The sequence below is a fragment of the Chryseobacterium sp. IT-36CA2 genome (assembly GCF_949767875.1).
GTDB lineage: Bacteria > Bacteroidota > Bacteroidia > Flavobacteriales > Weeksellaceae > Chryseobacterium.
On the sequence record NZ_CATKPG010000021.1, the window covers coordinates 315,019 to 327,701 of the forward strand.

Sequence of the window (12,683 nt, forward strand, 5' to 3'; positions counted from 1 at the left end):
ATCCGGTAATTACTTCATTATCTGAATTTTACTTCACAATGATTTTACCGGTTGATAGTACTTTGCTGTTGGCGGATGTAATCTTGTAAATATAAGTACCACTGATTAAATCCTGCGTATTCACTGCGTTATTATTTTGATTAATATTCTGTTTTTTGTACAGTTTTCCTGAAGCATCGTACAATGCGACTTCGCTTGCTGAGTTATCGCTGATGGCAAAATGAATATCATTTCCTCTTTTCACAGGATTCGGATAAACTGCGCTGCTCTCTTTTACAGATTCAACATCTTTCACAGCAAGAGATGAAGCACAGGCAACATCTGTTCTCCAGTTGGCATCTGTCATACTTACCAGCGTTGCAAAATGCGTATTTGTCGTAGCATCTAAAGCACCTAAACCACTTCCTTCATCCATTTTCCAGTTGGCTTCAAGACCTGTGGAATTAGCAGGAACATTACAGCTGTTGCTCAAAATTTCCTGTGGGGTTAACGCTTTTTTCCATACTCTGAATTCATCAAGGAAACCGTTGATTGTTCGGGAATTATCATAATTTCTTCCCAGGTAAAGTATTCCGTTTGCTGTAAAGTTACCCGTTACTGCAAAGCTAGCATCAAGGTTACCATTCACGTAAATTTTCATGGCTGCCCCATCATAAGTGGCTGCGATATGATACCATGTATTGGTGTTGAATGCTGTATTCGTATTCAATTTCACCTGTGATGATCCGAAACTCAATATAAACTGAAGTTTGTTGTTCGCCAGGTTTCCATCTCCGAATCTTAGCATTGCAGAGTTGTTGTCTCCTACTTCAACCCCCATCACTGATGAGATGTAAGGAAAGGCCGATTTAAATGAGTTTACTTTTACCCAACCTTCAAAGGTTACAGCATTTCCACTCAAATTAAATTGTCCTGCATTAAGATAATTGGTACTTCCGTTGAAAGCTAGGGATCTTGCTCCAGGGCTTATAACAGGTGCGAAACCACTGTTGAATGATCCTTCTCCTGAATAGGTACTTGTAGTTCCCCCCGCACACGAAGCCTGTACTTTCCATACATAGCTTGTATTAGCGGTCAGGTTTTGTAATGAATAGGAATTGGTTGTAATATTTGGAATTTCAGACCATGTTGTTGCTGCGGCAGTTTTATACTGCAGGGTATATGAAGTGGCATTTCCTGCATCCCATGACAACTGAGCAGTATTACCAAGGAAACTTCCGGAAGTTAATCCTGATGGCGTAGTGCAGCCACTTCCGGAGTTAAACCTTGGTGCGAAAATATAAGTACTCGTTAATGTTGGAGAGCAGTTAGACTGTATTCTCCAATCGTAATCTGTATTCAGCGTAAGGTTGTTGATGACAATATTATTTCCTGAATAATTATTGGCCACATTCGTCCAAACTGTTGAATTGGCTGGTTTGTAATCAATATTATAAGACTGTGAAGCATTGGAAGTCCAATTCAGTTTAGCTGAAGTTCCTGTCACATTGGAAACATCAAGTCCCAATGGCGGATCACAAGCCTGTCCCTGAGACCATGAATACAGCTGACCGCTTAGCAATGTATTTTCATTATAGAGAATATTAGAACCTGTGCTCAGATAGCTGGCTACATCAGTTCCGCCCAGATCATACCACATGAATACTCCATACTGGTCATTCTTTGTGCTGGTTGCCAAACTTGCCAAAGTAGTCGCTGAAGTTGAACCTGAATTAGAATTAAGAATCCATGTTGCCGCTGCTGAAATTTTGGATTTATCCAACGGAGGAACAACAGGTGCATTGTACGTGCTATACATTGCATTCCACGTATAATTGATATAATTTCCTGCTAAATCTCCATTATACGTTTGTCTGGTTGTAGCCGGACCATAGTAGTAGAATGTGATCAGTTTATCAGGCATTGCAGCTTTCAATTCCTGCAAAAGCATTACAAAAGAGCTGTTATTGGGCTGTCCTGTTCCGTTGTTTCCGTATCCTGCATATTCATCATCAAGGTCTACCCCATCCAAACCGTAGGTATAAACAGTATGAGCCACCTGTAAAGCGAAATCTTTTGCAGCCTCACGGTTTGGAAAATTAGAAATTCCGGCTCCCTGGTGGTTTCCTAATAGATCCAGTAATACCTTGATCCCTTTTTGCTGTAAAGGTTTTACGTAGGTATTAACATCATTCAGAACTTTAGTAACGTTGTTATTGTTTGAGATATAAGCACGATTCTTGGAAACATCATAGTTGATATTCGCTGCAAAAATAATGGCTACATCAAAAAGCTGTCTGTTGGTATTCTGCAACGTATAGGAACCCGCATTCAACGGATTATTGTTATTCACTTCTACATAGCAGACTCCTAAGGGATTAAGCTGCTGTGCTTTGAGCAACGGGGCACACTGAAGCATCAGGGCCATTAAGGGAATAAAAAAGGATTTTTTTCTCATAGTCTATCAATTTTGTAGTAGAAAAATCATTGGGCCAAAGCCCAATGACTGAGTTTTATTATTTTACAATTAGTTTTTCGGATTGTTTTAAGCTTCCATCGTGAGATTCAAACTGGATGATGTAATTTCCTGCTGAAACTCTGTTCAATTCGTATTGATTGTCTCCGGAGTTCAGTGATTTTGTGTCTACAATTCTTCCGTTAAAATCATAAACCGTTAATTTTCCTTTGCTGTATTCATCCGGAACAGAAACTGTCAATGATGAAGATTTGCTTACCGGATTCGGATATAATTTTATTTGATTTTTAATGTTTGTCTCTCCTGCATTGATCGCCTTTTGCCCTGCAGTTCTTGCTAATGCTGAACTTCCTGTTGTACATGGCAGATCTGTTCCCCAGTTAGAAGAATCAACACCTGTTAACGTTAAAGTCACTCCGTTTCCTGAAGTATCCTGAACTGTAGAGCCGCTGCCTTCGTTAAACTTCCAATAAGCAGCCAATGAAGTGGCCGGAACGGATACATTACACATATTCTGACTGATTTCCGTTTGGCTCAATGCACGTTTCCAAACTCTTACTTCATCTATTTTACCATTGAAATTTCTAGAAGTATTATATAAATATCCTACGTTGAATGCTCCTGTTGAATTCACACTTCCGGTTTGCGCTTTAGTTGCATCCAGAGTACCATTGATATAAATTTTCATATTGGCCCCATCATAAGTAGCTGCTATATGATACCATGTATTGGCATTCAAAGCAGTTGCGGAAGCCAGTTTTTGCTGTACATTATTAATACTTACTACAAATTGCAGTTTATTATTAGCCAGACTGGCATCTCCCAATCTTAAGAATGCAGAATTGCTGTCGCTTACCTCTGTTCCCATGATGGAAGAAATGTATGGTGGCGCTGATTTGAATGACGAAGGTTTGATCCATCCCTCAAAAGATAGAGCAGAACCGCTTAGATTTATACTGCCGGCAGCTCCTGATTCAGTACTTCCATCCAAAGACAGAGCATAAGAACCTGTAGGCGTTGTTCCTGAAGTGCTTGTAAATCTTGGAGCAAACATATAAGCGCTTTTCACGCTGCAATTGGTTCTGATTCTCCAGTCATATTCAGTGTTAGCGGTTAATCCGGAAACCGTTACGGAAGTAGAATTTGTTGCAGAAACGGCATTCGTCCATGTTGTTGCAGAAGCTGGTTTATAATCAATATCATAGGTATTGGTTCCTACGGCTGACCAGTTTAGTTTTGCGCTTGTTCCTGTAAGGTTACTTGTGTACAATCCGATAGGTGCGTCACAATTGGTTCCTTGTGTCCAGGATTGTAAAGTACCGCTTAAAACAGTTTGTTCTCCATATAATGTTTGAGTTCCTGCTGAAAGCTGTGATGTTTCATTAGTTCCATGCAAATCATACCACATGAATACTCCGTAACCTCCATTTTTAGTTTGGGTAGCCAGGCTGGTGGTTGTAGAATTGGAGGTATTTCCCATCCATACGGCTGCAGGAGAAATTTGTGCTTTGGTAAGAGGAGGTACATTTGGGGCAGAAAACGTTCCGTACATGGCATTCCAGCTATAGTTAACGTTGTCTCCTACTCTGGCTCCGTTCCAGGAAAGTCTTGAAGCGGCAGGGCCATAATAATAGAACGAAATAATTTTATTCGGCAATAAGGCTCTTAGCTCCTGAACAAGCATTACGAAAGAGCTGTCATTGGGCTGCCCAGTTCCGTTGTTCCCGTATTCTGAGTATTCATCATCAAAATCAATTCCATCAAGACCATAGGTATTCACTGTATTGGCCAACTGTAGTGCAAAGTCTTTTGCGGCTTCACGGGTAGGAAAATTACAGATTCCCGCTCCCTGGTGATTTCCCAGAATAGTCAGAACTACTTTCATTCCTTTTTGCTGAAGTGGCTTTATATAGGTATCTGCATTGGTAAGAACCTTGGTAACGTTATTATTGGAATACAGATAAGCTCTTCCACGGCTGGTATCATAATTAATATTGGCCGCAAAAATATTCACAACATTGAACAGGTAGCTGTTCGATGTCTGCAGTTTGTACGCTCCTGCATTCAGGAGATTGTTGTTATTCACTTCCACATAGCAAATTCCTGTAGGATTAAGCTGTTGTGCGTTAATCAGAGAACCAGACTGAAGCATCATGGCAATCAGTGCGGTAAAGATGGATTTTTTTTTCATTGTATAATTTTTTTAAGGTGTTTTTGGTGTGTAAATTTTATATAGCATTCCCCTGACACCTTCTTTTCGGAAAGGAATCTCAGATGAATAAGCGATATAAAAGGGTGGGCTATGTCAGTAGCTCAGGGTTTTCATTAAAGGTTTTCCATAACAATTCTCCAAATAAAGTATTGGCCCATGCAAACCATTCTCGGGTGAATTTTTTGGCATCGTCTTTATGGAAGGACTCATGCATAAAGCCTGTTCCTCCGTGCGTTTTCTGTAAGGTATCTATACACCATCTGATCTCACTTTTGTCATTGGTAGTAAGTGCCTTCATTATGATACTCATTGGCCAGATCATGTCTAGTCCGATATGTGGACCTCCTATTCCTTCTGCCAGCTTACCTTTGAAGAAGAATGGGTTGTTTTCTGACCACACAAATTTTCTTGTATTCAAATACACAGGGTCATCAGCCTTCACCGCATCCAGATAAGGTAATCCTAACAAACTTGGACAGTTCGCATCATCCATGAGGTTATAACTTCCGAAGCCATTCACTTCAAAAGCATATATTTTTCCAAATTCAGGATGATTGTAAATTCCATATTTTTTGATTGCTGCCTCTACCTCATCAGCAAGGCTGTTCAGTTGTTGAGCCAACGTTTTTTCATTTTTAATCTGAGAAACCATTTCCGCTGCCTGACGTAAGCTTACTACTGCAAATAAGTTAGACGGAATCAGGAATCCATAGATAGTAGCATCATCACTTGGACGGAACATAGAGCTGATCAATCCAACCGGTTTTGTTGGATATCCATATCCTCCCATAGGAACACCGTCTGTTGCCCAAGCCGTTGTACGCTCGAATTTATACGGTCCCAGATCATGTTTTCTCTGCTGTTCTGTAAATGTCTGCAGGGTAAGTTTAATTCCTTTCAGCCAGTTGGCATCAAAAGGTTTTGTATCTCCGGTTGTTTTCCAGAAGTGATAGGCCAGACGGATAGGATAGCAAAGAGAATCAATTTCCCATTTTCTTTCATGGGTTCCCGGCTTCATATCGGTATGGTCATATTCTTTCCATTTGCTGATCTTCTGATCATCGTTATAGAAAGCATTTGCATAAGGATCTTTAAGGATGAAAGTAGTCTGTTTATGGATTACTCCCGAAATCAGCTTATGTAGTTTTTCATCTTTTTTTGAGAACTGTAGATAAGGAAAAACCTGTGCGGAACTATCACGAAGCCACATGGCATCAATATCCCCTGTGATCACATAGGTATCCGGTGTTCCGCTGGTTTCTGTATAGTAAACAGTAGTATCTAATGTATTCGGGAAGCAGTTTTCAAAAAGCCAGCTCAGCTCTTTGTTTTTTACTTTCTTTTTAAACGCTGCAATAGCACTTTCTACAGATTCGCTGGTAAAATGTCTTTTATCTTTAGGAACACGGACAACAGGAAAATCGTCCAGTACTAAATTTTTAGCAAAAACATTCTGAGTAAACAGCAATCCGGCTCCTGCCAGTGCACTTGTTTTAATAAAATTTCTCCTTTCCATTGATACTTTTGTTTCGTTTATTTTTATTAGTCTTATTTTACCGGTTTGCTTCCCATTACGAATCTCAATTCACCACCGTTCATGATATCGCTGTGATTTAACTCCCAGCTTTTGTATTCTTTCCCGTTCAGGAACATTTTCTGTACGTAGATATTCTTGTCAGATATTTTGTCTGCAATCACGGTGAAAGTCTTTCCATTTTCAAGCTTTAAAGAAGCTTTCGGGAATTGTGGTGCTCCGATGGCATAAACAGGTTTCCCCGGTGTCACAGGATAAAATCCTAATGATGAGAAGATATACCACGCCGACATCTGACCGCAGTCTTCATTGTTAACGATTCCATCAGGTTTAGCTGCATACATATTGTCACGGATATATTTTACCATTTTCTGAGTCTTGTAAGGGCTTCCTGCATAATTGTACAGGTATGGAACATGATGTCCCGGCTCATCTCCAAATCCTAAAGATCCGATGAATCCTGAGATATCAACGTGCTGTTCTCCTTCCATATGAAGCGCCTCTGTAAAGGTTTTATCCAGTTTTTCTTCAAATCCTTTTTTTCCTCCATACAGATTCATCATTTCATCAATCTGGTGAGGAACAAAGAAATCATAGGCCCAGATATTTCCGGAAACCCAGTGTGGCTGAAGTTTTTTCCAGTCGTTAAGAGTGAAATCTGCTAAGAATTTACCATCTTTTTGTCTTGGCCAGAAGTGATTGTTTTCTTTATTGAAGGTATTCAGGAAGTTCATAGAACGTTTTTTATACACTTCTGATTCTTCTTTTTTACCTAATTTTTCAGCAAGCTGCTGAATACACCAGTCATCATATGAATATTCCAATGTAGCAGAAACAGAAGCTCCATTTTCTGATGGAGTGTAGCCTAACTTGATATAATCATTAAGACCACCGCCACCATCGCTGCTGCTCATTTTATCTGTTAAAGAAGCATCTTTCATGGCAGCAAATGCTTTCTCGGCATCAATACCGGGAACTCCTTTTGAGATAGCATCCCAGATTACCGAAGCACTGTGATAACCCAGCATACAGAAATTATCATATCCGCAAAGCTCCCAGATTGGCATGTGATCTTTACGATCTGTATATCTGCTGATCAAAGAGTTGGCGAATTCTTTTGTATGTTTTTGATCCATAATAGTCAATAATGGATGTGTTGCTCTGAATCCGTCCCAGTAAGAATAAGTACTATAGTTGGTGAACCATTTGGTATTCATATTTTCCTGAGCGGCAACATAATCTCCATTTACGTCCATATAAAGATTGGGTGCAATGAAGGTATGGTAAACTCCCGTATAGAAAATTTTTCTCTGACTATCTGTACCTCCTGTTACCTGGAATCTACCGATCAAATCTCTCCATGTCTTTTGGGCCGTTTCTTTTGCTTTGGCAAAATCAACATTTGTTGCTTCCGTATCGAAGTTTTCCTGTGCGTTTTCTGTACTCACTGGAGATAAAGATACTTTTACTTCGATGCTTTCCTGGTCTTCAGTTGAGAATCTTACGAAGGCTTTAGCATCTTTCGCAAGGGCAATTTTTTCATCATTTTTGATTTTTCCGTCAGCATACACGCCGTAAGACTTAAACGGTTTGGAAAACTCCATCACGAAGTAAGCAAATCGTTTACCTCCCCAGCCATTGCTGTAACAGTAACCTTTGATTTTATTATTGCCTTCCACACTCACTAAAGTATGGTAGATATTTCCGAAGATCTTATTGGTAGGATCAATAATGATATTGGCTTCGCTGCTCTTCGGGAAAGTATATTTATGAAAGCCTACTCTTGGGGAAGCAGTAAGTTCTGCTTTAATTCCATAACTATCAAGCATTACAGAATAATATCCCGGAGAAGCTATTTCTTTATCATGGGTGAATTTTGAACGGTAGCCTGTCTCAGGATTTTCTTCAGATCCCGGAACCATTTTTACCTGTCCTACCGTAGGCATTACCAGAATATCTCCAAGGTCTGCCCATCCTGTTCCGCTCAAATGATTATGACTGAATCCCATGATGGTTTTACTGCTGTAGTGATATCCGGAACACCAGTCCCAGTCTCCACTTTTGGTATTCTGATCCGGACTCAGCTGTATCATCCCGAATGGCGTAGTTGCCCCCGGAAAAGTATGCCCATGTCCTCCTGTGCCTATGAAAGGATCTACCCAGGATAAAACATCATTTTTATTTTGTTGGGCATTTGCTACAGAAATCAGGGTTGTAAAAAAGCAGATTAACAGTTCTTTTTTCATGATAAGAGAGGTATCGGAGATTTTTTGGTTTAAAAGTTGGTTTAAAAATAGGAAAACCATTATAAAATTCCCAGTAAAAGGGAAAATTAAGATGATTAACCTATTTTCCTAAACTTTATATTACTGTATTAAATTGAATTCTTTTTCATAAAATCAATAATTTCTGAGATATATCCAAAGGCAATAGCAACCACGGTATCAGCAGCACCGTAATATACTGTCACTTTGTCTCCCTCAGTCAAGGCTGCACAAGGGAAAACCACATTCGGTACATCTCCTGTCATTTCATACAATTCAGCCGGAGCCAACAGATAAGGCTTCGTTCTGTACAATACTTTTGTAGGATCTTCAAGATCAAGCAAAGCTGCTCCCATTGAATATCTGAATCCTCTGCAGGTATTGATCACTCCATGATAGAAAAGCAGCCATCCTTCTTCTGTTTTGATAGGAACCGGCCCGCCTCCGATTTTGGTACACTGCCATGCACTGTCTTCAAAAGGTGTTACTTTCATCACGCAACGGTGTTCTCCCCAGTACTTCATATCAGGGCTGTAGCTGATATAAATGTCTCCGAAAGGCGTGTGCCCGTTATCACTCGGACGGCTCAGCATGGCATACTTACCATTGATTTTTTCAGGGAACAACACTCCGTTTCTGTTGAATGGAAGAAAGGCATTTTCACACTGAAAAAATTCTTTAAAATCAAAAGTATACCCAATTCCGATAGTAGGACCATTGTATCCGTTGCACCAAGTGATCCAGTAGCGGTCTTCTATAAAGGTTACGCGTGGATCGTATTTGTAATCGGATTCAATCATGTCTGTATTTCCTGCCTGCATTTCAATAGGATCATGATTAATGTCCCAATTGATTCCGTCTTTACTGAAACCAGCAAAAATATTCATCTGTACTGCCTTGTTGTCACAACGGAACACTCCGGCAAATCCATCCTCAAAAGGAATCACGGCACTGTTGAATATACTGTTGGATGTTGGTATCGCGTATCTGCTAATGATCGGGTTTTCGGAAAACCTCCACATAATATCATTGCAATCTTCCGGGCGATCCTGCCAAGGGATCATTACTGATTGAGCTGTCATAAAGTATTTTTTACTTTTATTTTTTAATTATTATTAATTGATTTGTTGTTCTTTCTGATTTTCCGGATGAGGGAAAGGAACGAATAAGGTGGCTAAAAATGCAGGAATAGTAGCGATCAACACCCAGATAAAGAACATTTTGTACCCGATCCAGTCACTGATCATTCCGCTGAACATTCCAGGAATCATTACGCCAAGATTCATAATTCCTGTTGCAAATGCGTAATGAGCTGTTTTGTGCTTTCCGGGAGCAATCTGCTGCATCATGTACAGCATTAACCCGACAAAGCCAAATCCATATCCGAAATATTCTACTACTACGGCAATTCCTACCGGTAAAAGGGTAGCCGGCTGATAGTGCGCTAATAATGCGTAGACCACAAATGGAATATTGAATGCACAGCAAAGCCATATCAGAGATCTTTTCAATCCGCGGGCTGAAATAAAATATCCTGCCAATACAGATCCTAAGATAAATGCCGCAGAACCGTATGTTCCGTAAATAAGCCCGATATCTGAAGTGGATAATCCTAATCCTCCTGACGTTCTTGGCGCTTTAAAAAATAAAGGCGCAATTTTGATAGCAAACCCTTCCGCAAAACGGTACAGAATAATGAAGAGAATACACCACAGAATTTTCTTTTTGGTAAAAAAAGAGGTAATCACTTCCAATAGTTCTTTACGAACATTTCCTGCAGTTTTTTCATCTTTCAGTTCTTCTTTGTCTTCTTTCGGCAGAATAAAATAATGGTAAATAGCCAACACAAAAAACAATAATGCATAGATCACCATAATGATCATCCAGGCATGCGTAACGCCTTTTGTTTTTTCTAAAACACCAGCGAAATAAACCAATGCTCCACTGCTGATAATCTTGGCAAGATTGTAAAATGCACCCTGCCAGCCAATATATTTTGCCTGCTCTTTATTGGTTAAAAAGCCAATATACGTTCCGTCTGCTACCACATCATGGGTAGCTCCACAAAATGCCACTACTGCAAAAAGGGCAATACTGTATTTGAAAAAATCATGCATTGGCAGACTTAAAGCTACTAATGCGAACAGAATTCCTATTGCAAACTGAGTAAAAACAACAAAGAACTTTTTGGTTTTATAGATCTCCAGAAACGGGCTCCAAAGAGGTTTTAATGTCCAGGAGAACATGATAAGGGCTGTCCAGAATGTAATCTGTGAATCCGAAATACCCATATCTTTATACATGATTCCTGAAACCGCATTAATGGTTACAAAGGGAACACCCATTGCAAAATATAACGTGGAAATCCAAAGAATTGGTTGAATCCGGCGGGTTTCGGAGTTGTTTTTTCCCATATTTAAAAATAAGATTCTAATAAAAGAGAACATCTCAACAATTCATTCAGGCTAAAAAAACGAAACTATAAATTTTTTGGAGATTCTACTCTATTCTCCCGCTTCAATGAATGTATCAAATAAAAATCTGATGTTGAGATGTCTCTTTATTAATGAGTGATTCTGAATATTTTTTATTTCTTATCCCACCATAGCTTGGTACCTCCGGTATCAGGACCGTTAAGCATTTGTGCAGCCTGCTGGTAGTTATATAGTGACGTTTTAGTATCAACAGTGAAAGGAATTCTTCTGATCATTGCTTCTGTACTGATGGCTCCGCCGCTGTCATTTTTTCTTACTTTGAAAAGAATCGGATATCCTGTTCTTCTCTGCTCTGCCCATGCTTCTGGTCCATTTGGATAAAGGGAAAGCCATTTTTGAGTAATGATTCTTTCTAATTTTCTTTCGTTGGTATCACCGTTGTTCCATGCAATCGTGATGGTACTTAGCTGAGGGTGCCCTAAAGCTATATTATTGTCTGCATTTTTCGGATCAACATACGGTGCTTCTGTAGAAGTAGTGTCCGCAAGATAAGTAGCAACATTGGCACTTTTTCCCCATTCTCCGAAAGACTGCTGAACTCCGGTAGTATAGTTGGTCTGAATATCACCAGCTCCTGCATATCCTCTTAAAGCGGCTTCTGCCTTTAGGAACCATGTTTCTGCAGCGGTGAATAATTTCATTTTACCATCAGTCCCTGAAAAATAATCTCCATTGGCCGATTTCGCCTGTGGCTGAGAGAATCCTCCATACGTTGATTTACCATTTAATAAATCAATTCCCTGGCGTATTCCTATATATTTTCCCTGAAGAGTTGGATCAGATGCCGGAATAGCATAAGCCGGAAGTCTTGGGTCATTATATCCATTCATGTAAGCCATCAAAGGTGCACCGATTAAACAATCTCCCCATGAATAAATGATAAAGCTTAATTCTGACTGCCCTACACTGATTAAAGCATTGTCTGCATTATCAGTGATCAATCCTGCAGATGAAGCCAATGCCTCTTCTGCATATTGTTTTGATTTTACAGGATCTGCATAGCTCATTCTCATGGCTAACCTCAACTTTAATGAATTAGCCAGCTTTGCCCATTGTGCCATATTTCCACCGTAAACTAAGTCTGCTCTTTTCAATGCAGCTTTATCACCTTCATTTCCTGTAGCAGGCATATTCTGTATTTTTTGCAAATCTGTAATAGCCACAGTAAGGTCATTGATAAAGTTTTGATAGGCATCTTGCTGAGAATCAAAATCCGTTACCCCGTTTGCATTGGGTGTTTCATATTTGCTGTATACTACCGGACCGTGATTGTCTGATACTCTTGCCGCTGTGATTACCTTTAAGATCTTTTTAACGGCAAATGTTCCTGTAAAATCTATTCCCGGATAGAAGTTTTTAGCGGCGTTATCGATGATGATAGAATAATTGAAAATATCCTGCTGTCTTGCAATAATCCTGTTATTCCACCCATCCATCATAAAATAGGTCATATTGTTCTTACCACCATTAAACTGGGTTGCCGTACTGAACATACCACTGAACATATCCGCACTCAGATTGGGATACAGTTGGTAATCTGACTGAAGACCTCTTTGAAGGGATTTTAAGGGATTAACAACCGCGTTGTAATCCGCATACATGTTTTCAGGATTCCCTAGCTTTTCCTGATTATACTGATCTAGATCACCGCATCCGGAAGCAGTCATCAAGACTGCCGCACCCAATATCAGTGTTTTAATATTATTGAATTTCATTTTCGTTA

General features: G+C 39.7%; 7 protein-coding genes. All 7 read right to left on the minus strand.

The window, feature by feature from the left end; genetic code table 11:
• Nucleotides 1-28: 28 nt before the first annotated feature.
• The 7 genes from ACM6F9_RS12930 to ACM6F9_RS12960 all read right to left on the minus strand — a co-directional run bounded on the left by ACM6F9_RS12930 (nucleotide 29) and on the right by ACM6F9_RS12960 (nucleotide 12,675).
• The gene (locus tag ACM6F9_RS12930; RefSeq protein WP_414846091.1) at nucleotides 29-2,437 is read right to left on the minus strand and encodes an endo-beta-N-acetylglucosaminidase H; all 2,409 of its coding nucleotides are present in this window, start codon (nucleotides 2,435-2,437) and stop codon (nucleotides 29-31) included.
• Between the two features lie 58 nt (nucleotides 2,438-2,495).
• Nucleotides 2,496-4,646 carry an endo-beta-N-acetylglucosaminidase H gene (locus ACM6F9_RS12935; protein WP_414846092.1) on the minus strand — a complete coding sequence of 717 codons (2,151 nt, stop codon included), beginning with the start codon at nucleotides 4,644-4,646 and terminating at the stop codon, nucleotides 2,496-2,498.
• Nucleotides 4,647-4,755: 109 nt separating this feature from the next.
• Nucleotides 4,756-6,183: a glycoside hydrolase family 125 protein gene (locus ACM6F9_RS12940; protein WP_414846093.1), complete on the minus strand. Its 1,428-nt coding sequence runs from the start codon at nucleotides 6,181-6,183 to the stop codon at nucleotides 4,756-4,758.
• Nucleotides 6,184-6,215: 32 nt separating this feature from the next.
• Nucleotides 6,216-8,447, minus strand: a complete 2,232-nt coding sequence (locus ACM6F9_RS12945) for a GH92 family glycosyl hydrolase (protein ID WP_414846094.1) — start codon at nucleotides 8,445-8,447, stop codon at nucleotides 6,216-6,218.
• Nucleotides 8,448-8,575: 128 nt separating this feature from the next.
• A complete protein-coding gene (locus ACM6F9_RS12950; RefSeq protein ID WP_414846095.1) occupies nucleotides 8,576-9,547 on the minus strand; it encodes a glycosidase in 972 nt (323 codons plus the stop codon).
• A 33-nt stretch (nucleotides 9,548-9,580) separates the two neighbouring features.
• A complete protein-coding gene (locus ACM6F9_RS12955; RefSeq protein WP_414846096.1) occupies nucleotides 9,581-10,879 on the minus strand; it encodes an MFS transporter in 1,299 nt (432 codons plus the stop codon).
• A gap of 173 nt (nucleotides 10,880-11,052) precedes the next feature.
• Nucleotides 11,053-12,675, minus strand: a complete 1,623-nt coding sequence (locus ACM6F9_RS12960; RefSeq protein WP_414846097.1) for a SusD/RagB family nutrient-binding outer membrane lipoprotein — start codon at nucleotides 12,673-12,675, stop codon at nucleotides 11,053-11,055.
• Nucleotides 12,676-12,683: the final 8 nt, after the last annotated feature.